This is a genomic window from Allobosea massiliensis (assembly GCF_042655245.1).
Classification (GTDB): Bacteria; Pseudomonadota; Alphaproteobacteria; order Rhizobiales; family Beijerinckiaceae; genus Allobosea; species Allobosea massiliensis.
This window is the reverse complement of record NZ_JBHSLU010000116.1, coordinates 1-21,408: the sequence shown is the minus strand read 5'-3', so window position 1 is coordinate 21,408 and position 21,408 is coordinate 1. Positions and strand designations below refer to the sequence as shown.

Sequence of the window (21,408 nt, the reverse complement as noted above, 5' to 3'; positions counted from 1 at the left end):
CACCATCGCCTCCGCGACGGCCTTCCTCTACGCAGCCGCCGCCATGGTTCTTATCCGCCGCATCGCGCGAGCGTCATGAGTTCCGGGACGGACTCTAAGGGCCGCGCGATAGCTGCGCCAGAGCGCGGCAGCCTGATTCATTCGGGACGTCCACCATGTCTTTCATGACTTTCATGCGCGCGCTCGTCGCCGCGTTTCCGCTCGCCATCTCCACGCTACCGGCCTTCGCCGACATCAAGGACTACGAGTTCCAGCTCACGCAAGAGGAGCTGAAACAGGGCGACGGCGTCGTCGTCACCGTCCGGCTCGTCGACAGGCGCAGCGGCAAGGCGGTGCCCGACGCTGTCATTTTCGCCAGCCGCATCGACATGGAGCCCGACGGCATGGCGACGATGGCCTCGAAACTGGAGCCGATGCCCGCGACCGAGCCCGGCAGCTACAGCTTCAGGACAAACCTCACCATGGAGGGCGGCTGGCGGTTGTCGCTGGCGGCCAAGGTGCAGGGCGAGGACGGCACGCTGGAAAGCCGTCTCGTCCTGAAGGCGACGCCATGAAGCGGGTCGTGCTCGCGGTCCTCGCTCTCGCCGCCGTGACGGCGGCGGGCGCGGGAGGGTATGTCGCCGGGACGCGCGGGCTCGTCCTGCCAGGCCTCGATCGGCTCCATCAGATCGTCATGGCCAGATCGCCGGCCGCGCCCAAAGCCGAGCCAGCGTCCGCCGCCGGGCCGATCGCCTATTGGCGCCATCCCGATGGGCAGCCGGTCTATGCGTCCGAACCCCGCAAGACCGAAGACGGGCGCGACTTCCTTCCCGTCCGCGCCAGCGAGGAGATCAGCTTCGATCCGCCTGCGGCCAGACCGGCGCAGAGCGCCGCCGGCCCCGCCGCAGCCACCGAGGCCGAGCGGAAGCTGCTTTACTACCGAAATCCGATGGGTCTGCCCGACACCTCGCCGGTTCCCAAAAAGGACTGGATGGGGATGGACTATTTGCCGGTCTATGCCGGCGAAGAGGCCGGCGACACGGTCATCAAACTCTCCCCCGGACGCATCCAGCGCAGCGGTGTGCGTTCCGAGCCCGTCGTCCGTCAGGCGATAAGCCGGTCGATCCGGGTTCCCGGCACGGTTCAGCTCGACGAGCGCCGCGTCTCCGTCGTCGCGACGCGCTCGGACGCCTTCATCCAGGAGGTCGCAGCCGTCACGACCGGCGACCGCGTCGCCAAGGGCGACCGGCTGGTCCGGATCTATTCGCCCGAGATCACGGCGGCGAGCGCGCAGTTCGTCGCCGAGCTCAACGCGGCCGGGCGCGGCGTGCCCGAAGGCGGCGCGCGCCAGCGGCTGGAGAATCTCGGCGTGCAGCCGGAGATCGTCGCCGAGATCGAGCGGACCCGAAAAGTGCCGCTGACGATCGTCTGGTCGGCCCCGCGCGACGGCATCGTGCTGGAGCGCAATGTCGTCGACGGCATGAGGATGGCGTCGGGCGACAGCTTGTTCCGGCTCGCCGACGTCTCGATGATCTGGGTGCTGGCCGATGTTCCGGAGGGTGATCTCGCCGCGATCCGCATCGGCGCGCCCGCCATCATCCGTCTGCGCGGGCGGCCCGGCACGGAGTTCGCCGGCAAGGTCGGCCTGATCTATCCGCAGGTGGCGGAGGCGACGCGCACCACCAAGGTCCGCATCGAGATCGACAACCGCGCCGGCATGCTGCTGCCCAACATGTATGCCGATGTCGAGATCGGCTCAGGAGAAGCTGGCCCCGTCCTCGCCGTGCCCGACAGCGCCGTGATCGACACCGGCACGCGCCGCGTCGTTATCCTCGATCGCGGCGAGGGCCGCTTCGAGCCGCGCGAGGTGAGGCTCGGCCAGCGCGGCGACGGCATGGTCGCGATCAGCGACGGCGTCTCGGAGGGCGACCGCGTCGTCGTCTCGGCCAACTTCCTGATCGACGCCGAAAGCAACCTCAAGGCCGCTCTGAGCGGGCTCGGCGCGCCGGCAGAACAAAAACCTGCGGAGATCAAGCCATGATCGCCCGCCTGATCGCCCGGTCGGCGCGCAACCTCGTCCTCGTCTTCGTCGCCACGGCGTTCGCGGTCGCGGCGGGCATCTATGCGGTCAAGACGCTGCCACTCGACGCCATCCCCGATCTCTCCGACGTGCAGGTCATCGTCTACACCGAATATCCCGGCCAGGCGCCGCAGGTGATCGAGGATCAGGTCACCTATCCGCTGACGACCTCGATGCTGACGGTGCCGAAGGCGCGTGTCGTGCGCGGCTTCTCCTTCTTCGGCGTCTCCTTCGTCTACGTCATCTTCGAGGACGGCACGGACCCGTACTGGGCGCGCTCGCGCGTGCTCGAATATCTCAACGCCGCCGCCCGCCGGCTTCCCGCCGGCGTCTCGCCGACATTGGGACCCGACGCCACCGGCGTCGGCTGGGTCTACCAATACGCCGTCATGGCCAAGGACATGACGCTATCCGAGTTGCGCTCGGTCCAGGACTGGTCGGTGCGCTTCGCCGCGTCGCGCGCGGAGGGCGTAGCCGAGGTCGCCAGCGTCGGCGGCTTCGTCAAGCAATATGCGATCGTGGTCGACCCGGTGCGGCTGCGGGCGCAAGGCGTGTCGCTGGCGACCCTTCGCGAGGCCGTGCGCAACAGCAACATGGATGTCGGCGGCCGCACCGTCGAGCTCGCCGAGTTCGAGTTCGTGGTGCGCGGGCGCGGTTATCTCAAGTCGATCGCCGATATCGAGAACATCGTGCTCCGGACCGAGCGCGGCGCGCCGCTCAGGCTCGCCGACGTCGCGAGAGTCGAGCTCGGTCCCGACGAGCGGCGCGGCATCACCGAACTCAACGGCGAGGGCGAGGTCGCCAGCGGCATCGTGCTGCAGCGCTTAGGGGCGAACGCGCTCGGCGTGATCGAGCGCGCCAAGGCGAGGCTCGCAGAGATCGCAGCGACCTTGCCGGGCGGGGCCGAGATCGTGCCGGTCTACGACCGCTCGCACCTGATCGAGCGCGCGATCGAGACGCTCAAGTTGACGCTGATCGAGGAGAGCGTCATCGTCGCGTTGGTCTGCATCGTCTTCCTCCTGCATCTGCGCAGCGCGCTGGTGGCGATCCTCATGCTGCCTGTCGGCATCCTGATCGCGTTCGCGGCGATGAAGGCGCTGGGGCTGGGCTCCAACATCATGAGCCTGGGCGGCATCGCCATCGCGGTCGGCGCCATGATCGACGCCGCCATCGTCATGATCGAGAACGCGCACAAGCATCTCGAACGCAGCACCCCGGGCAAGCCGCGCATCGAGATCATCATCGAGGCGGCAAGCGAGGTCGGGCCGGCGCTGTTCTTCAGCCTGCTCGTGATCACCGTCTCCTTCCTGCCGATCTTCACGCTGGAGGGGGAGGAGGGTCGCCTGTTCGGGCCGCTCGCCTACACCAAGACCTTCGCGATGGCGGCGGCCGCCTTCCTGTCGGTGACTTTGGTGCCGGCGCTGATGGTGGTCTTCATCCGGGGCCGGATCATCCCGGAGCACAAGAACCCGATCAACAGGGTTCTGATCTGGCTCTACCGGCCGCTGATCGGGGGCGTGCTCAGGGCCAGGGTGCTGACCATCCTGCTGGCGCTCGCGTTGCTGGGCGTCAGCGTCTGGCCGGCGCGACAGCTCGGCTCGGAGTTCATGCCGACGCTGAACGAGGGCACGCTGATGTACATGCCCACGACCCTGCCGGGCATCTCCGTCACCAAGGCGGCCGAGCTGCTCCAGACGCAGAACCAGATCATCCGCTCCTTCCCGGAGGTCGCCTCGGTCTACGGCAAGGCCGGCCGCGCCCAGACCGCGACCGATCCGGCCCCGACCGAGATGTTCGAGACCATCATCAACCTGAAACCGAAGGCGGAATGGCGCGAAGGCGTCACGCTCGACAGCCTCAAGGCGGAGATGGACAAGGCGCTCCAGTTCCCCGGCGTCTCCAACGCCTGGACGCAGCCCATCCGCGCGCGCATCGACATGCTCGCGACCGGCATCCGCACGCCGATCGGGGTCAAGGTGTTCGGCACCGATCTCGCCCAGATGGAGGCGATCTCTCGCCAGATCGAGACGGTGCTGAAGGCCGTCCCGGGCACGAGCAGTGCCTATGCCGAGCGCGTCATCGGCGGCTATTTTCTCGACATCGTGCCGGACCGGATCGCACTCGGCCGCTACGGGCTTTCCGTTGGCGACGTCCAGAATGCGGTCGTGATGGCGATGGGCGGCGAGACCGTGACGACGACGGTCGAAGGGCGCGAGCGCTACGGGGTGGCGATCCGCTATCCTCGCGACCTGCGCTCCGATCCGCAGGCGATCGCGCGCGAGGTCCAGGTCTCGACGCCGTCCGGCGCCAGCTTGCCGCTCGGCGAGGTCGCAAGCGTCGAGCGCAAGCGTGGCGCCACCTCGATCCGGACCGAGAATGGCGAGCTCGCGGTCTACATCTTCGTCGATACGGTCGGGCGCGACCTCGGCGGCTACGTTCGCGACGCCCAGAACGCGATCGCGCAGAGCGTCAAGCTGCCCGCGGGCTTCCGCATCGCCTGGAGCGGTCAGTTCGAATATCTCGAACGGGCCGAGGCACGCCTCAAGCTGGTCGTGCCGGTGACGCTCGCGATCATCTTCCTGCTGCTCTACCTGAATTTCCGCAGGCTGACCGAGACGTTCATCGTCATGCTCTCGCTGCCATTCGCGCTGGTCGGCGGCATCTGGCTGCTCTGGTGGCTCGGCTTCAACATGTCGGTCGCCGTTGCGGTCGGCTTCATTGCGCTCGCCGGCGTCGCTGCCGAGACCGGCGTGATCATGCTGATCTACCTCGATCACGCGCTCGGCGAGGTGCGTGCGCGCTGTGAAGCACAGGGGCGGGCGTTCACCCGCGCGGACCTGCATGAGGCAATCATGCTCGGTGCCGTCGAACGCGTGCGGCCGAAGATCATGACCGTGGTCGCGATCATGGCGGGACTGCTCCCCATCCTCTGGAACACCGGCACGGGCTCGGAGGTGATGCAGCGGATCGCCGTGCCGATGATCGGCGGAATGGTCTCCTCGACCGTGCTGACGCTGCTGGTGATCCCGGCGATCTACGGCCTGGTCAAGGGCTGGCGGCTGCCGTCGACCCTGGCGCCTGAGAAGGCAGCATCGGAAGCCGCCTCAGCGCCCCTTGTTGCTGCTGTCGAATGATGGAGGGACCAGGCATGCACGACATGATGGGTGAAATGGGCTGGGGCATGGGTCTCGCGGGCCTGCTCGGAATCGCGGTTCTGCTGCTCGTGATCGCCGCGCTCGTAAAATACGTCTTCTTCCGGTGAAGGTGCTGGACGCGCGACTGGAGAAGGACCTAACCAAGGCAAAGGAGACAATCGTGCCGATCGAGCTTTCCCTATCCCGCCGCGCGCTGTTGATCGGCGCCGCACAGGCGGTTTCAGCGTTCGCGCTGCGGCGCCCTGTTTCGGCCGCCGAGACGCCTCCGAAGATGGTCGTGACCCGGGATCCCAATTGCGGCTGTTGCCGCGGCTGGGTCACGCATATGCGGAAAGCAGGCTTTCCGGTTGAGATGGTTGAGGTTGCCGACGTCACGCCGCTTAAGACCCGGCTGGGTGTGCCCGATAGTCTGATGTCCTGCCACACCGCCGAAATCGGTGGCTATGTCGTCGAAGGCCACGTTCCGGCCGAGGCGATCAAGCGGCTTCTGATCGAGCGCCCGAAGGTGACGGGCCTCGCGGTTGCAGGGATGCCGGTCGGTTCACCAGGAATGCAGGTGCCCGGGCAGGCGCCCGAGGATTATGACGTCGTCATCTTTTCCGCCAGCAGGCAGCATGTTTTCGCGCGCTATCGGGGGCTGCAACAGATCTGATGGCAATGGCGTCCATCCTCGCCGGATTGAAGCCGGTCATTCGGGAACTCGCGGCGGGCGAGACTCTATTCGCGAGCGGGGATGCGACGCGGGGCTTCTTCCTGGTCCGCAGAGGGCAGATTCGCCTTGCGCGCTTCAGCGCCAGTGGGTGCGAGACCCTCCTCTTCGTCGCCGGACCGGGAGAGCGTTTCGCCGAAGCCTCGTTGTTCGTCGAGACATATCATTGCGATGCGCGGGCCGTGGCGGAGAGCTCGGTCGCCTGCTTTCCCAAGTCAGCGGCGCTCGCCCTGTTGGAGGGCGATGCGACCGCACGGTTGGAGCTAACGGCGGACCTTGCTCGGCAGGTGATGGAACTCCGGTCCGCCTTGACCCTGCGCGATGTTCGCTCGGCGCGAGAGCGGGTGCTCGGCTACCTCGTGGCGCGAACCGGCGTCGACGGCCGCACCATTACCATCGGCGGGCCGCTGAAGGACATCGCGGCGATGATCGGTCTGGCGCCTGAGGTTCTGTACCGGACGCTCGCGCTGTTGGAATCCGAACGGATCATTCGGAGAGGAAACGGCATTATCGAGCTGACATGATTTCAATCATGTTGCGGCGCTTCCGACACCCTTATCGGAATGATCGAGGAGACCGTTCCATGATCAAAGCAATCGCGTTCAGCCTGCTCATCCTGGCGATCTCCGGATGGGTCGCTCCCGTCTCGGCTCAATCCGTGAGTCCTTACGCTGGCCAGGAGGCGCGCGAGATCAAGGCTCTCTCACGAAATGAGATCGATGACCTGTCTTTGGGGCGCGGCATGGGTTTGGCCAAGCCCGCGGAACTCAACCGATATCCCGGTCCACTTCACGCGCTCGAACTGGCGTCCGAACTCCAGCTTTCGGCCGAACAGCGCAGCGGCTTGAAGAAATCCGAGGCGCGCATGAAAGCGGGCGCGATGGCGTTGGGCGCCGAAATCCTGGACTTGGAGCTCAAGCTCGATGTGGCCTTCGCACGGCGCACGATCGAGCCATTGCGCCTGCGTGAACTGACGGCCCAAATCGGCACCAGGCAGGGCTCATTGCGGGCGGTACATTTGCAGGCCCATATCGAGACGGCTGGCCTGCTCACCTCGGATCAGATCGCGCGATATGATGTTCTGCGTGGCTACCGCAATCCATCGCCGGCGGCGCCGAGCGGCCACCATCTGAAGCAGCACCGTTGAAGTCGTTGTCCGCGACGGCATCGCCCCTTTGCCGCAGTGGGCGCAAGACGAACCGCCTATCATCCACCGTTGGCGCACGATACGCGTGTCTGTTCCATGTAGAGTACGCCATCCCTGACGGACATCGCGAAAGCTCGACGAAGGCCGCTGTCGAACGTGACTACGATCGAATTGTCGGCGACCACATAGCTGCCAGTGGTCTGCCATAGCCCGTCATACGCGAAGTGTCCGTCGGCTCCGAACGCGAACCTCGCGCCTCCCGGCGTAGTGCATAGCTTGCCGTGAACCGCTTGCGTGATCTCTTGGGCGCCCAATCGCAATCCCGAGGGATGAGCTTGAGCGATCTCAGTGGAAGCGACGAGGAAGGGCAGCAGTCCCGCCGCTGCGAAAAGGACACCCTGGAGACCCATTCTCGCCTCCTTGGATCAAGGAACCGTGCCTCGTATATTATACCACAAGATTGGATTTCTGAGGGACCGCGGCATGGAAACTTTCGTCCACCGGACGCGGGAGCCAGGGTAGTCGAGATCGACGAGAACGCCCCACGAATGGACGCTTCAGTTCAGGCGAGCGCCCGGACAGGCCATGTGCACGGGTCCGGGCGCCGAAAGCTGAGTCCAGATGCGGTGACGCGCCGGCCGAGGCTAGCCGATCCCTTCATAGGCAAGCTGGGCCATCATGCCCGTCGCCATGTGGTAGAGGTGGTGACAATGCAACGGCCAGCGGCCGGGATTGTCGGCATCGAACGTGATCGTCACGGCTGCGTCCGGCGGCACGAGGACCGTATCGCGCACGGCTCCCGGGAGCGATACCCCGTCGATGGCGGTGACCTGGAAATGATGACCGTGCAGGTGCATCGGATGCGACATCATCGATGCGTTTCGCATCGTGACCTCGATCCTCTCGCCTTTCCGGATCCGGAGATCGTCCGCGCCGCCGATCCCCCACGTGTAGTCCTGCATCCGGCCGGTGAGGGTCAGCGCGAAGCGGCGATCGGGAGCCCGGACGGGAAGCGAATGCAGGGCCCGCAGCTTCCGCTCGAGTCCGAGTTCGACGATCGGACCGGCGTGCTCGGCGCTTCCGGCGACGCGTTGCACCGAGGCTCCCTGCGTGGCGAGGATCACCCCGGTGCGTTCGCTGGCCCCTTCACGCAGCGCGAGAACGGGATAGGCGCCCGGACCCACAGGCAAGGACAGCCGGATGTCGAGCCGCTGGCCCATGCTGAGCGGGAAGGCCGTGCCGACGATCGGCTCGACGTCCCTGCCATCCACCGCAAAGAGCGTGCCGGGAACCGATCCAGTCTCGATGGTGAAGGCCGTCGCGGTGGCGCCGTTGATGATGCGTAGGCGGACCCGGCCGCCACGCTCCACCCGGATCACGTCGGGATCATCGAGAGCGCGATCATTGGCGAGATAGGCATCGTAGTCGATGTCGTTGAGGTCGCTGGCCGTCGCTTGGCTTGTCGTCGCAGGCTGGTGAGTGTTGCCCCCGTGGCCCATCGCGGAATGGTCCATCGGCGCGGCGTGACCTCCGCCGCCCTTCAGCTTCGCGAGCAATTCCTCGGCGGGCTTGAAGGAGAAGTCGTGCAGCAGGACGACCACCTCCTGCTCGTCGCGCGCGAGATCGGAGGCCGTCCTGACGATGAGGGGGGCCGCCAGCAGGTTCTGTTCCTGAAGCGTATGAGCGTGCATCCAATGTGTGCCGCCAGCGCCTACGGGGAAGGTGTAGCGGGCGACATCGCCCGGCTTGAGCAGTGGCTTCGGATTGTCCGGCACGCCGTCCTGGTGCCAAGGAGGGGTCAGGCCATGCCAGTGGATCATCGTGGCCTCGCCGATTTCGTTGGCAAGGCGGACGTCGAAGTTCGATCCCGCTTCCAGGATGAGCCCATGGCGGCCATCGGGTTGCAGAAGGCCGAACACGCGGGCGCTCCTCCCGTGGACTTCGATGGTCCGGCTGACGACCCGGAGGTCGATCGGTGATGGGCTGCTCGCTCCCTGGGCGAGACTGGCGGCGGGGCGCATCAAGGCGTTCGCGCCGAGCGCCGCGGCCCCGGTCATTGCGGCAGTGAGGAATCTGCGACGGTTCATGATGAATGTCCTGTTTCGGCCTGCGACGGCAGGGTCGTTGATCCGGTTTGTTGGCAGACATGCGTTGAGCTGGACGACCTGGATGTCAGACGGACCGCTCGGATCGGTATCGAGGAGGGCCATGGGGTGGACGGGCCACGAGGCCACCGGGTTGCTCCTCCTGTCGGCGATACGCGACCGCCTCAACGGTGGTGCTTGAGGATCTCGGGGCTGCTGCAATGGTAATGCCGCAGGCGTTGCACGCCGCCGCGCAGCATGGACCTGACGGCCTTCCGGCCTCCGGGTTGCCGTGCCCATGTTGGTGTTGGCTCGCTGTGATTTTCGATGCGTCGACCTGGGAGAACCCAGCCGTCGGCTCCTCCAGGCAATGGACGGGATGGGCGCTGATCGTCGGTACCGCGATCAGCACGAACGCGAGCGCCACGATCAGCGCTCTTCTCAGTCCGGCAATGGTCTTCGCCAAAGTCCGCATCCGCTCAACGGTGGATCCTCGGACCCAAAGCTAGCGCAATGCCCGACGTCGCGAATTAACCCCGATCAAGGATTCGGAGTGCCCAGGAGGCCCGCCCACTCGAAATGCGGCAAGGTGACGAATGCCGCGTAACCCAACGCAGCCGCGACGATCGTGGCGCCGATGTATGGCAACCAGAAGCGGACAGGTCCGGTTGCGATCGCGACCGAGATGCGCCCGACAGCATTGCTCGCGAGCGCCAGCAGGACAGCGTGGCCGACGGCCTCGGGCGATGCCGACTGCCCGAGAAGCCGCAAGGCGCTGAGCACGGCGACGTCCACGTCGAAAAGCCCCGAGATCGCGGAGGTCGCGATCATTCCGCGGCTGCTTCCGATCGACAGCACGGCGCTGATCGTCGAGACGACGCCGAAGAGCACGGCGAAGGCCAGGAGCGGTCCGAGCTCGAAGGGATTTCGGGGCGGTTCCGTACCGTCTCCGTCCACCCGTCCCCGCGACAGAAAGAGGGCGCCGGATGCCCCGAAGCCGACAATCGCGGCAAGCATCGCGGTGCCGGAAACGCCGAGCAGCGATGGCGCGACGATGGTCACGATCCCCGCCACGCGCAGCACGGAAACGCCCGCGGCGAGCGCAGCCGCTCCGGCGAGCGGCCAGGGACTTCCTCCCGCTGCCGCCGTTCGCGCCAGCGCGACGGTGACGGCGGTCGAGGAGACGATCGCGCCTGCCAGGCCGCCTACCAGGACGCCGCGAGCGGTACCGAGGGCCCGGACGGCGATATAGCCGAGATAGGAAATCGCGGCCGTCAGCACCGTGAACAGCCACACTTGCCGGGGGTTGAAGCCTCCCCATGGATCGATCGTACGCGCAGGCAGGAGGGGCAGGACGATCGCGGTCATCACGGCGAGCACGAGTGCCGAGCGCAGTTCGATCCAGGAAATCCTCCTGAGCAGCCCGTGCAGGAGATCGCGACTGGCAAGAACGGCCGCGAGCGCGGCTCCGCCCGCCGCCGCGACGCGTTGATCGCCCGTGACCGCGAGGGCGCCGAGCGCGAACACGCCGAGAGCGGCGATGACACCGGTCACGCTGAAGCTCTCGTCGTGCATGGATTCGCGCGCCTGGTACCACGCAAAGACGGCGGTGAAGGCCAGGAACGTGGCGATGAGGACCGCGGGCGTGTTCAGGCTGAGGCTGAGGGCCGCGGCGACGCCGCCCAGCAGTCCAGAGATCCCAAAGGTGCGTATACCCGCCGTCCGGCCGCCATCGGGCGTGTCGCGTTCTCGCCACCCACGCTCCAGTCCGACGAGCAAGCCGATGGCCAGAGCAAGGCCGAGCTGCGGGATCAACGAGTCCATTGTGCGTCCGCTCCGGAGCCGATCTCCGACGCCCGGTTCCTGGCGACGGCACGCCTCATCAGCCCTTGATCATCCTGCGCAAGACGTCGTCGCGGCGATAGAGGTGATGCCAGAGCGCAGCGACGATGTGGATGAGGACCAATGCCAGGAGCAACCAGCTCAGGTATCTATGGAGAGGCGCGACCCGGAAGGTGAGATACATCGCGATCGTTCCGGTCACCGGCAGCGCGATCAAGAGGCCGTACAGCGCTATGTGTGTGGCTGAAGCTACCCGAGCTTCCAATCGCGAGGTGCCATCGGGAGGAAGGGGCTTGCCGCGGACGAGCCGGATCGCAAGCTGTAGCAGCGCCATCAGCAGGATCAGCCATCCGCTCCAGGCGTGAACCTGATGCAGGAACAAGTCGATGGGAGCAGGCTTGAGGAAGCCGTGCGCCAGGTGCGTGCGCTGGATCGCCCAGGCCGTCGGCACCTGGATGATGCAAAGGAGCGGCACGATCCAATGCATGGTTCGTTGGTAGACGTTGAACGCCTGCGTCCCGGGACAAGCCAGCGTGGAAGGCCATAGCTCGAGCCTCACGGCTCGACCTTGACGATGTCTCCGGCACGCGAGGCGTAGTCGAGCGCGTAGGATAATTCCGAAGCCGTTTCGGCGTGGACATGCAGGAGGGGCTGGCCCCTGTCGATCGTCGCGCCCAACCGGACCTCCATATGGACGCCCGCGGCCTTGGCCTCCGGCGCTCCCGCCAGCTTGGCAAGCCTGGCGACCTTGCGGTTGTCGATATGAACCACGCGACCAGCGCTTGGGGCGACGAGCGCGTGGACGCTCGATGCCTTTGGCGGTGCGCGCAACCCGCCCTGCGCCCGGCAGATTGCCTCGAACTTCGTCCAGGCCTTGCCGCTGCTCAACGTTTCAAGGGCCATCACGGTGCCGCGTCCTTGTTCGGCCTTGCCACCGATCTCAAGGGCCGCGCCCGCGAGCAGGGCGGCACGCTGGCGCAGATCGTCGGGGGCATCGGGCGCGTTCTGGAGCACGGCGAGGACATCGAAAGCCTCGAGGGCCGGGCCGATACCTCGCCCCACGGGCTGTGCCCCGTCGGTCTGGAGACATGTCGCGCTGAGGCCGAAACGTGCCGCGACCGCGCTCATGCGATCCGCGAGATGATCGGCGGCCTCGCCGCTGCGGACCTTGGCGGTCGGCCCGACGGGGATGTCGATGACGACATGGGTCGAGCCCGCGGCGATCTTCTTCGAGAGGACCGATGCGATGAGCTGACCTTCGGTGTCGACGTCGAGTTCACGCTCGACGCGAACGAAGATGTCGTCCGCGGGGCTGAGGTGCACGGCGCCGCCCCATGCCACGCATCCGCCCTCGGCCTCGACCACTCGCCGTAGCTTCGCCATGTCGAGATCGACCGGCGCGAGCGTCTCCATGGTATCGGCCGTTCCAGCCGGAGAGGTGATGGCGCGGGAGGAGGTCTTGGGCATGACCAAGCCGTTCGCCGCAACGATGGCGACGACGATCGGGGTCGTTCGGTTGCCGGGAAGGCCGCCGACGCAGTGCTTGTCGACCACGATCGGTGCATCCCATCGCAGATGGTCACCGACCTTGACCATCGCATCCGTCAGATCGGCCGTCTCGCCCTCGTTCAGCGGCAACGCGGCACTGGCCGTCAGGAAGGCTGCGAGATGGACGTCGGTGTAGCGCCCGGCGACCACGTCCCCGACGATAGCGGAGAACGCCTGCGCATCGAGCCGGTTGCCGTAGATGCGCCGGCGCACGCTTGCCAACGACGAGATGGCGGGCGGATGGCTGACGGTGATCGCCTCGCCCTCCGTGATGCCGAGAAGGTCCCAGGCCGTCTCGGAAAGCCCGGCCTCATCGAGGGCGAGGAGCGAGTCCCCTTCGACCTGGAACAGCGTCGCCTGGACATGCCGCTCGCCATTGGAAAGCAGAACCTGTGATCGGGCGGCCAATCCCTCGGAGCGACAGACGTGGCAGTCGGTCCGCATGACGACGACCGCCTGGTGCTGCGAGTGCAGGTGTAGCCGCCTGGCTCGCAACGTCGGTTGGGTGACGGCGGGATCGTTGGGCATCGTCATAGGTCGAAGGACTGGTTCATGCGAGGGATGGTGGCGTTCCAGCCGAGCTCGCGGTCGATTCGCACGCGCAAGGCTTCCGAAGCATCATCCTCACCGTGAACGATGAAGGCGCGGCTTGGCGCGCGCCGAAAGCCCGACAACCAGCGCATCAATTCGTTCGCGTCAGCGTGCGCGGAGAGCATCGACAACTCGGCGACTTCCGCCTGGACGGGGATCCACTCGCCATGGATCTTGGTCTCGTGTGCGCCTTGCAGCATGGCGCGGCCGCGAGTGCCCGCAGACTGGAAGCCGGAGAACAGGATCGTATTCTTCGAGTCGGGGGCAAACGCCTTGAGATGGTGGAGGACGCGCCCGCCGGTCGCCATCCCGCTCGCCGAGATCACCACCTTGGGATAGGGGCTGGCCGTGATCGCCTTGGAACCCTCGACGTCCCGAGTATAGGTCGCGACCGCACAGACGGCGGTGCACACCTCCACAGGCAGCCGATGGTCGGCGCGATGGGCGTGCAGCAGATTGGTTGCATCGATCGCCATGGGGCTGTCCAGGTAGATCGGGACGTTGGCAAGCTGCCCATTCGTCTTGAGCTTCCACAGATGGTAGAGCAGCGATTGGGCGCGCCCGACCGCGAAGGCCGGGATCACCAGCGTTCCGCCCCGCTCGACCGTTCTCTTGACGATCGCACCGAGCGCTTCGGTGGGATCGGCCGGGTCATGGACGCGGTTGCCGTAGGTCGATTCCACGAGAACATAGTCCGCTTCGGGCACGGCTTCGGGGTCGGGGAGAACCGGGTCGTCATAGCGCCCTATGTCGCCGGAGAAGGCGATACGGCGTCCGCCCCATTCGATATCGGCGGTGGCGGCACCCAGGATGTGCCCGGCGTGCCGGAACCTCAGCGTGGCGCCACCGGGAAGCCGAACGACCTCGCCGAATGGAACCGATGTGAAGAATTCGAGAGCGCGCTCGGCATCATGGCTTCCGTACAGCGGCAGGGCTGGCTTGTGCTTAGAAAATCCCTTCCTGTTGGCGTATTCGGCGTCCTTCTCGTTGAGGTGGGCGCTGTCCATCAGGATCAATTCGGCGATGTCGCTCGTGGCGGCGGTCGCGAAGATCTTGCCGCGAAAGCCCTCTCGAACCAGCCTCGGCAGATAGCCGGAATGATCGAGGTGGGCGTGCGTTAGCACCACCGCATCGATGCTCGACGGGTCGATGGGCAGCGGTTCCCAGTTCAGATCGCGCAGGTTCTTGAGACCCTGGAACAGGCCGCAATCGATCAGGATGCGGGTGTCGTTGTGGGCAAGGAGATGCTTGGAGCCGGTAACCGTACCGGCGCCGCCGAGGGAGGTGAGCGTGAGCATGAGCGTGACGGCCCTTCAGGTCGTTGAGATTAGGAGGTGGGCCGGGTCGCCGCGTCCATTGATGGCGTCGCGCTCGGCGGGTGTGAGCAAGTCGACTTGGGACCAGCCAGCGAGCGGCGCCGCCGCATCCACCAGATGCGCCCACGAGCAACGATTGGCGAAGAGCATCCCGGGCACGTCGAACGTGCCGCCGCGGCTGATATAGCCGAGCGCCGTGGTCCGCCGTGGTCCGCCGTCCAGCCGCCGCAACAGGCCAAGCATGGGTTCAGGCCTCGTATGGGTCACGATCACGCGCGGCAGATCCGGCGGGAACAACGCCGCGACTGCATCGTCGCCTGCCGTAAAGGCCGCCTCGATAGGATCGCGCGGCTGACGAAAGCGTCCGGGTTCGCAGATTCCTGTGACCAGGACTCGATGACCGTGCCGTCCAAGTCGGCTGGCGGCCTTCAGCGCCTCTTCCAACTGATAGGCGCCGATCGCGACGATCTGTAGGTCGGCTGCGTCCGGCACGCCCTCGAAATGGGCCGCGCCGTCCTCCACGAACCGGGTGGCCGTCTCGGCGTCGAGCCGATGCGGCATGTCGCGCTTGGAGACGATCAGGCAGGCCACCTGTCCGCGGCCGCCATAGACCGAGCGCAAGGCGGCCATAGCGGTGTTGGCGTCGACCGGGAACAGGACGCGTGCGGTGTCCGACATCTCGCCGAGTAGTGCCTCGCCGATCGTGGGATCCTGATGCGACTGCTCGTTCTTGGAATTCTCCCAGGTGTGGGAGGTGACGACGAGCGGCACGGATATCCAGCCTGGCTGCCGTCCGATCTCGCGCTGTCGCCGGGCGAAGACGATTTCCTGTCGCAGGCCGCCGAGCATCTTCATGGCGAAGGCCTCGTAACTGACGATCAGGTTGAGGCCACCTTTGTTGGCAAGCGCCGCGCCCGCCACCGCTTCCTCGTTTAGAGCGGTGATGACCGCTCCGTCCACGGCCTCCGCGGTCCCGGGTTCGCAGACGTTCACGCGATGGCGCAGGCGATCGAGCGTAGCGCCCATGTGATTGGATCGCAGTTCGTCGGGGTTTCCGACGCGCGGCCTCAGTTCCGGGTTGTGGTCGACCAGGCGCACGAACCACCGGTCGAGCGCATGCATAGCGCAATCTGCCGGGCTGCCGGCCCTCGTCCAATCGGGCTCAGGAAGTCGAGGGGAGGGCGGGTGCCGGAACGCCAGCGGGTGCCGGCTCTCGGGCGGGCGGTTCTGTTTCCCGTGAACCGCCAGCGCGCCGATGGCACGATCGAGCTCGTCCGACGGCACGAAGAGGGACCGCGCGGCATCGTTGAACGCTTGGCGCGCGACCTCGTCGTTCGACGGGTTGCCGCCGAGCGGCAGGTTATGCGCGGCGTTGGTGCCCGCTCCAGGGAACCCGAAGCCCTTGACCGTCTCGGCGATGACGTAGGGGATCGGCGCGGGATAGCGGCGGTCCGGGCGGGCCGCGAAGCGTTCGAGCCGCTCCTCCGCCGTGAGGATCGCCCAGGCAAAGGCTGCTGGATCCCGCCCGTCGATCGTGAAAGGGTCGAACCCATTATGGCGCAGATGGGAGGCGAGCCAGTCTGAGCCACCCTGCTGTGCGATTTGGGCTCGCTCCTCGATCCTGCGACCGTTGAGGATCATCACCGGGACCGCGATGCCGGAATCCTCGGCGCGCCACCAGCGCGGCGTCCAATCGGAACCTCGTTGTTCCTCGAAGGCGCCGTCGCTCAAGAACGCGACCAGCCGCTCGCCGGGGAGCGGCATGTGAACGTATTGTACCTCGGCAAAGCCGAGGTACCCTCCCTCCGAGATCGCACCGGCCGTGTTGGGGCCGGCGTGGCTTCCGAGCGGAACCGAGGCGTGTCCGTTTCCGTCGATCGCATAGGAATAGAAGTCGGTGGCAAGCCTCGAAAGCCCGGCTTCGCTACGATCGTAGCGGCCCTTTTGGACGGCGGACACGTCGCCGGTAAGGGCGTTGATCGCCTCTATGGAGGCGACGCAATGCCCCTGTCCCATGAGCCAGGAGCGCGTCGTCGCGGTGATCGCGTTGGCGACGAGATAGCCGACGAATGCGGGAACCATATTGAGCGAGCCGCCGGTATGTCCCTCCGGTGTGGCCTTGAAGGCCTCCGGCGGCAAAGGCGCGCCGGAGAGGTCCATCCTTCGGGCATAGGTCATGTGGACGACGGCCCACATGGCGGCCGACGCGAGGCGGTCCGCCGCCGCGAGCAAGCGGTAATACGCATCCACTTCGGTCGTTCTGCCGGCCGCGATCAGCCGCGCCCCCAGGGCCCGGACGCGATCCCTGGTTTCGGACGAGTGCTCGATGACGCCATAGCCATTGGCCCAACGCAGAAATTCGGGAGATGGATCGTGGTTCACTCGCTGGACCTTTCTGCGCGGATTGCTCTCAGGAGAGAAGTGCGCCTGCTGCTGCGCGAGCGGATACCTGGACCGAAGCCGCATAGAGGAGCGCTCTCAGAATGATCGTGAGAGCCACGCCCGCCAGAACCAGCCAGCACAGCCAGTACAACGCCCTCATCCACGGCGCCTCGGGCCGTCCCAGGTCCCGCTCGATTGCGTGCTTGTCGTACATTCCCCAAGCATGCATGAGCGCTCCCGCCAGCAGTAAGGGAACCGTAAGGTCGGCAACGTAGCGGGCGACCAGCAATCCGAGGCCGCCGCCGAACAGAGCGGCGCCGAAAGTCGAGGCCAATTCGGATCGCTTGAGCCTCGCGCTCGTCACCGCATTCTGCCCGCCCGGGACCTCGATTTGCGTGCGAGGCTTCATCGGCCGGACGTCCAGGGTGGCGGGTCACTGGCCGGAAAGGAGTCATATCCGGCTTGCTCAACCTCGTCGCGCGGTTCGGGCGGCCTGCGCCGCCGCACGAGTTGTTCCGCTGCATCTTCCGCGACCGACAACTCGCCTGCAATCAGTGAGGAAAGACCGATGGCATTGCTCTCGTGCTCGACTGCGTCCGTGGAGACGATCCTTTCGGATAGCGTGCGCAGGCGAGCATAGGAATCGTCGGCGAAGATGGCATGGACGACCGCAATGACGGGCTTGGGAAATGCTTGCAGCGGGAGCTTGCGCGCCGCCTCGATCAGGGTGTGGCCGGACGAGGCGATATCGTCGACGAGAACGGGTTGGCGCCCCTGCCATGCGGACAGGTCGGGCACATCGACATCGACGCTGCGATCCCCATGCCTCACCTTGCGAAGCACCGTCCAGGGAGCGCGGGCTCGTTCGGCAATCGCCGAAACCCATTGCTCGCTTTCCTCGTCCGGGCCGATGACGAGGGGCGAATGGACTTCCGCCGCGATCCAGTCGGCGAGAAGCGGGGCCGCATGCAGCGTGCTCGTGGCGATGGAATAGAGGGAGGAAAGCGCCGGATATCGGTGCAGGTGCGGGTCGACGGTAACCAGCCTGTCGAAGCTCGACGAGATGAGCCGCGCAAAGCTTCTCGAGGTCACGGCCTCTCCGGCCCTGAAACGCCGATCCTGCCGCATATAGGAGAGGTAAGGCGCAATCAGCGTCACCGTCCGCGCTCCGAGCGAGCGAGCCGCATCCGCAGCGAAGACCAGGCGCAGGAAGCCCTCGTCGGGCCTGGCCAGCGTGCCAACGAGATCGACCGGCCTGCCTGCGACATCCGACAGGAGGCGCACATAGCTCTCACCATCGGGAAAGCGGCGCGTTTCGAGCGCGCCGAACTCCCATCCTCCGGCATCCGCCAGCCGTTGCGCGAAGGCCTCGTTGCCGGGCAGGGGAAGGATCAGCCGCATCGCGGAACGCTTTCCTGTCGGTTCGTCGAAGTCATGCCTGGCGCCTGTAGAAGCGCAGGAACTGCGCGTTGATAGCGACGATCACGGTGCTGGCGGACATGAAGACGGCAGCCACGGCCGGGGTCATCAGGAAGCCTGTGCCAAAGGAAATGCCGGCGGCCATCGGGATGGCGATGGTGTTGTACCCGGTCGCCCAGATCAGGTTCTGAACCATCTTGCGATAGGTCGCGCGCGACAGGCCCAGGATCGCCCCGACATCGCGCGGATCGCTTCTGACAAGAACCACGTCGGCCGATTCCACGGCGACGTCAGTCCCGGCGCCGATGGCGACGCCCAGATCGGCCTGGACGAGGGCCGGTGCGTCGTTGACGCCGTCGCCGACCATGGCGACCGAGAGCCCGCGCGCCTGAAGCTCCTTGATCTTCTCGGACTTCTGGTCGGGGAGCACCTCGGCGAAGAACTCGGTGATGCCGAGTTCCTTGGAGACGGTCTCTGCAACACCCCTGGCATCGCCCGTCAGCATCACCGACCTGATGCCGAGGCGGGTGAGCTCGGCTATCGCCTCCCTCGATTCCGGCCTGACGATGTCGGCGAGTGCGAACAGGGCCCGGGGTGTGCCCTCCCTGACAAGCACGACGACCGTCTTGCCCTCGGCCTCGAGTCGCTTGAGCTCCGGGTGCTCGACGGGCTGGCCCTGCCGGGCGAGATGGCCGGGACTGACGATGCGCACGCCCTGGTCGCCGACCTTGGCGACGATGCCTTCGCCGGTGATGTTGCTGACCTCGGTCGCCTTCGGCAGCACGATGTTCCGCGCCTTCGCCTCGGCAACGATCCCGTGGGCGATCGGGTGCTCGGACTGGCTTTCGGCTGCGGCCGCGAAGGCCAGCTCGTCATCGACCTTGCCCTCGCCGAGCAACACGATGTCGCTGACCCCGAAGCGGCCCTCGGTCAGGGTGCCCGTCTTGTCGAAGACAGCAGCATTGAGATTGCGCGCGCGTTCGAAGGCGGCGCGGTCGCGGATCAGCAGGCCATTGCTGGCGCTGAGCGAGGTACTGACGGCGACAACGAGCGGGACGGCCAGGCCGAGCGCATGCGGGCAGGCCACGACCATCACCGTGACCATCCGCTCGAGCGCGAATTCGAGAGGGGCGGACAGGAGGAACCACCAGACGAAGAGCGTTCCGAAGCCGACGATGAGGGCGATGTAGGTCAGCCAGGCCGCAGCCCGGTTGGCGACGTCCTGCGTGCGCGAGCGTGTCGCCTGGGCCTTCTTCACGAGATCGATGACCTGAGCGAGATAGGTCGAGTCGCCCGTCGCGGTCACCTCGATCGTCACCGCGTTGGCGCCGTTGATCGCGCCACCGATCGCCGTCGCGCCGACCGTCTTGGTGACGGGCCTGGACTCGCCCGTAAGCATGGCCTCGTTGAAGCCTGAGGAACCCTCCAGGATCCTGCCGTCGACGGGGACCTTGGCGCCCGGCCGGACGATCACGCGATCGCCCGGCTTCAGCGCCGAGATCGGAACCTCGCGCGTGCTGCCGTCGGCCTCGATCCTCGTTGCGCTGTCCGGCAGGAGCCGCACCAACTCCTCGAGGGCGCGTGAGGCGCCCATGACGGAGCGCATCTCCACCCAGTGCCCGAGCAGCATGATGACGATGAGCGTCACCAGCTCCCAGTAGAAGGCCTCTCCGGGAAAGCCGAAGGTGACGGCGGCGGAGAAGAAATAGGCTGCCGAGATCGCCAGCGCGATCAGGGTCATCATTCCGGGCTGCCCCTTACGCAGCTCGGAGGCGAAGCCTGTCAGGAACGGCCAGCCGCCGTAGAGATAGGCGGCCGTGGACAGCGCAAAGAGAACATAGCCGTCACCCGGAAAAGCGAGGGCGCTGGTAATGCCGAGCCAGTGCTGGATCATCGGCGACAGCAGCAGAACCGGCGGTGTCAGGACTAACGTTACCCAGAAACGTCGGCGAAAATCGGCGACCATGGCGCCATGGTCGTGTCCGCCATGTCCAGCATGCTCGGAATGGCTCGATCCGGCTGCCATGACCACCTTCGGGCTGTCGTGACGGTCGTGGACCGAGTGCCCGCTCGCCTGGTGACCCTCATGGCCGCGATGCCCGTGATGGCCATGGTCAGAATGCGGCGAACTCATAGTCTGTTCCTTGGCACGGCTGCGGAGGATAACGCAGGACAGCGCTACAGCGGCGAGCATTTCGGAGGCCGCGAGGGTCGCCATTTCGCGACCGGAAATCTTTGATCGAGATTAAGGTCCAGTGCCGGGGGGCTTTCTCGCACTGTCGCTGCCGCCGCAGGGATTGGTGAGGAGCAACCGCCGGCGTCGGGTGGTCCTCCTTCCGTCATGCTGCGATGGGAAGCGTTGCGGATGCACGATATCGTTTTCTCGCAACCTTGCTCCCTTTGTACGTGGAGGTCGCGGGGCGCCTACCTGCGCTTGGACCGCAAATCCGGGGCCACCGACCACTATGCAACTCTCCGAACCCGTCCTGTGCGGAGACGCTCCTCGAAAGCGGTCCCTCTATCGCTCGAGCGGAGTCCGCAGTTCGTTGTGTCCGCCGACCGAGTATCGGTTGGCGTTCCGTTGCTCACTTAGACTTGGATACAGACAGCTCGAAATTCTTAGGCAGCGGCGGAATTCCGAGGTTCGATAACGGGACCGGAGGGCCGCTCGCCTAGCTCTTCACGCTCGACTTCCGCGCGATCAGCGATCTTTTCCGTTGCACCTGCGATCCGCTTAATCGGCGTGATCACATCGGGGATATCGATCAGTGCAAGAAGCAAACCTGCGATCCAGAATATGTGCATGTGGGTGAACATGGCCAGCAGACCCAACACGCAAGTGACTTCTAACTGCACTTTATTGTGCGCAACTCCGGGTGCGGCGGCGTGCCGGGCTATCAAGGTCGAAGCATTGCTCGCCGTTAGACCCTCAGATCAAACCACGCCGGGAACTCGATTTGGCTAGCGGCTCGTCGTTTCGGTCGGATGGGACGAAAGTCGCGGAAAGTAGCCGGGCACGTCCTGCATGTATCGCGCATAGGCCTCGCCGTGCTCGGCTAGGCCGTAAACCCATAAGACCGTCCGGCCGATTCCAGCGGCGTCGATTTCGTGATTCATATGTGGACGCCCCCTTTGGCAAGGCGTTTATGTCGGGAT

At 66.0% G+C, this 21,408-nt stretch carries 17 protein-coding genes; 6 read left to right on the top strand and 11 right to left on the bottom strand.

Translation table 11 applies throughout. The annotated features are described in order from the left end of the window. The first annotated feature begins 164 nt into the window (after positions 1-164). From ACFPN9_RS26325 to ACFPN9_RS26300, 6 genes are all read left to right on the top strand, one after another. Positions 165-554 (top strand): FixH family protein, encoded by a 390-nt coding sequence (locus ACFPN9_RS26325; RefSeq protein ID WP_245282416.1) that lies wholly within the window; start codon positions 165-167, stop codon positions 552-554. Then, positions 551-2,020 carry an efflux RND transporter periplasmic adaptor subunit gene (locus ACFPN9_RS26320; protein WP_066716980.1) on the top strand — a complete coding sequence of 490 codons (1,470 nt, stop codon included), beginning with the start codon at positions 551-553 and terminating at the stop codon, positions 2,018-2,020. The genes ACFPN9_RS26325 and ACFPN9_RS26320 overlap by 4 nt, the downstream gene beginning before the upstream one ends. Then, the gene (locus tag ACFPN9_RS26315) at positions 2,017-5,193 is read left to right on the top strand and encodes an efflux RND transporter permease subunit (RefSeq protein WP_377817911.1); all 3,177 of its coding nucleotides are present in this window, start codon (positions 2,017-2,019) and stop codon (positions 5,191-5,193) included. The genes ACFPN9_RS26320 and ACFPN9_RS26315 overlap by 4 nt, the downstream gene beginning before the upstream one ends. Before the next feature lie 181 nt (positions 5,194-5,374). Next, positions 5,375-5,866, top strand: a complete 492-nt coding sequence (locus tag ACFPN9_RS26310) for a DUF411 domain-containing protein (protein ID WP_100959631.1) — start codon at positions 5,375-5,377, stop codon at positions 5,864-5,866. 5 nt (positions 5,867-5,871) lie between these two features. Beyond that, positions 5,872-6,447 (top strand): Crp/Fnr family transcriptional regulator, encoded by a 576-nt coding sequence (locus tag ACFPN9_RS26305; protein WP_068072574.1) that lies wholly within the window; start codon positions 5,872-5,874, stop codon positions 6,445-6,447. A 59-nt stretch (positions 6,448-6,506) separates the two neighbouring features. Next, positions 6,507-7,070: a hypothetical protein gene (locus ACFPN9_RS26300; protein ID WP_054211509.1), complete on the top strand. Its 564-nt coding sequence runs from the start codon at positions 6,507-6,509 to the stop codon at positions 7,068-7,070. Positions 7,071-7,129: 59 nt separating this feature from the next. Here ACFPN9_RS26300 and ACFPN9_RS26295 read toward each other — a convergent pair whose 3' ends face one another. The 11 genes from ACFPN9_RS26295 to ACFPN9_RS26245 all read right to left on the bottom strand — a co-directional run bounded on the left by ACFPN9_RS26295 (position 7,130) and on the right by ACFPN9_RS26245 (position 21,087). After that, on the bottom strand, positions 7,130-7,480 hold the full coding sequence (locus ACFPN9_RS26295; protein ID WP_054211508.1) for a hypothetical protein: 351 nt from the start codon (positions 7,478-7,480) through the stop codon (positions 7,130-7,132). 234 nt (positions 7,481-7,714) lie between these two features. After that, positions 7,715-9,157 (bottom strand): multicopper oxidase family protein, encoded by a 1,443-nt coding sequence (locus ACFPN9_RS26290; protein ID WP_054211515.1) that lies wholly within the window; start codon positions 9,155-9,157, stop codon positions 7,715-7,717. Between the two features lie 537 nt (positions 9,158-9,694). Next, a complete protein-coding gene (locus ACFPN9_RS26285; protein ID WP_054211506.1) occupies positions 9,695-10,978 on the bottom strand; it encodes an MgtC/SapB family protein in 1,284 nt (427 codons plus the stop codon). A 58-nt stretch (positions 10,979-11,036) separates the two neighbouring features. Then, the gene (locus ACFPN9_RS26280) at positions 11,037-11,555 is read right to left on the bottom strand and encodes a cytochrome b (RefSeq protein ID WP_067254926.1); all 519 of its coding nucleotides are present in this window, start codon (positions 11,553-11,555) and stop codon (positions 11,037-11,039) included. Then, a complete protein-coding gene (locus ACFPN9_RS26275) occupies positions 11,552-13,072 on the bottom strand; it encodes a thymidine phosphorylase family protein (protein ID WP_054211514.1) in 1,521 nt (506 codons plus the stop codon). Before ACFPN9_RS26275 ends, ACFPN9_RS26280 begins: the two co-directional genes overlap by 4 nt. A gap of 2 nt (positions 13,073-13,074) precedes the next feature. Continuing rightward, positions 13,075-14,433, bottom strand: a complete 1,359-nt coding sequence (locus ACFPN9_RS26270; protein ID WP_054211504.1) for an MBL fold metallo-hydrolase RNA specificity domain-containing protein — start codon at positions 14,431-14,433, stop codon at positions 13,075-13,077. A 15-nt stretch (positions 14,434-14,448) separates the two neighbouring features. Beyond that, entirely contained in the window at positions 14,449-16,833 is a 2,385-nt protein-coding gene (locus ACFPN9_RS26265; protein WP_245282479.1) for a phosphoketolase family protein, read from the bottom strand. Between the two features lie 28 nt (positions 16,834-16,861). Further along, entirely contained in the window at positions 16,862-17,242 is a 381-nt protein-coding gene (locus ACFPN9_RS26260; protein WP_054211503.1) for a hypothetical protein, read from the bottom strand. Continuing rightward, entirely contained in the window at positions 17,239-18,234 is a 996-nt protein-coding gene (locus tag ACFPN9_RS26255) for a ribose-phosphate pyrophosphokinase (RefSeq protein ID WP_054211502.1), read from the bottom strand. Before ACFPN9_RS26255 ends, ACFPN9_RS26260 begins: the two co-directional genes overlap by 4 nt. 31 nt (positions 18,235-18,265) lie before the next feature. Continuing rightward, the gene (locus tag ACFPN9_RS26250) at positions 18,266-20,386 is read right to left on the bottom strand and encodes a heavy metal translocating P-type ATPase (RefSeq protein WP_082737605.1); all 2,121 of its coding nucleotides are present in this window, start codon (positions 20,384-20,386) and stop codon (positions 18,266-18,268) included. A 485-nt stretch (positions 20,387-20,871) separates the two neighbouring features. Then, positions 20,872-21,087 carry a hypothetical protein gene (locus ACFPN9_RS26245; RefSeq protein WP_156450223.1) on the bottom strand — a complete coding sequence of 72 codons (216 nt, stop codon included), beginning with the start codon at positions 21,085-21,087 and terminating at the stop codon, positions 20,872-20,874. Positions 21,088-21,408 lie beyond the last annotated feature (321 nt).

What these genes read in the sequence shown, in the direction of transcription:
- ACFPN9_RS26325 (WP_245282416.1), top strand. Translation starts at nt 165, where the DNA reads ATGACTTTCATGCGCGCGCTCGTCGCCGCGTTTCCGCTCGCCATCTCC.
- ACFPN9_RS26320 (WP_066716980.1), top strand. Translation starts at nt 551, where the DNA reads ATGAAGCGGGTCGTGCTCGCGGTCCTCGCTCTCGCCGCCGTGACGGCG.
- ACFPN9_RS26315 (WP_377817911.1), top strand. Translation starts at nt 2,017, where the DNA reads ATGATCGCCCGCCTGATCGCCCGGTCGGCGCGCAACCTCGTCCTCGTC.
- ACFPN9_RS26305 (WP_068072574.1), top strand. Translation starts at nt 5,872, where the DNA reads ATGGCGTCCATCCTCGCCGGATTGAAGCCGGTCATTCGGGAACTCGCG.
- ACFPN9_RS26300 (WP_054211509.1), top strand. Translation starts at nt 6,507, where the DNA reads ATGATCAAAGCAATCGCGTTCAGCCTGCTCATCCTGGCGATCTCCGGA.
- ACFPN9_RS26295 (WP_054211508.1), bottom strand. Translation starts at nt 7,480, where the DNA reads ATGGGTCTCCAGGGTGTCCTTTTCGCAGCGGCGGGACTGCTGCCCTTC.
- ACFPN9_RS26290 (WP_054211515.1), bottom strand. Translation starts at nt 9,157, where the DNA reads ATGAACCGTCGCAGATTCCTCACTGCCGCAATGACCGGGGCCGCGGCG.
- ACFPN9_RS26285 (WP_054211506.1), bottom strand. Translation starts at nt 10,978, where the DNA reads ATGGACTCGTTGATCCCGCAGCTCGGCCTTGCTCTGGCCATCGGCTTG.
- ACFPN9_RS26275 (WP_054211514.1), bottom strand. Translation starts at nt 13,072, where the DNA reads ATGCCCAACGATCCCGCCGTCACCCAACCGACGTTGCGAGCCAGGCGG.
- ACFPN9_RS26270 (WP_054211504.1), bottom strand. Translation starts at nt 14,433, where the DNA reads ATGCTCACGCTCACCTCCCTCGGCGGCGCCGGTACGGTTACCGGCTCC.
- ACFPN9_RS26260 (WP_054211503.1), bottom strand. Translation starts at nt 17,242, where the DNA reads ATGAAGCCTCGCACGCAAATCGAGGTCCCGGGCGGGCAGAATGCGGTG.
- ACFPN9_RS26255 (WP_054211502.1), bottom strand. Translation starts at nt 18,234, where the DNA reads ATGCGGCTGATCCTTCCCCTGCCCGGCAACGAGGCCTTCGCGCAACGG.
- ACFPN9_RS26250 (WP_082737605.1), bottom strand. Translation starts at nt 20,386, where the DNA reads ATGAGTTCGCCGCATTCTGACCATGGCCATCACGGGCATCGCGGCCAT.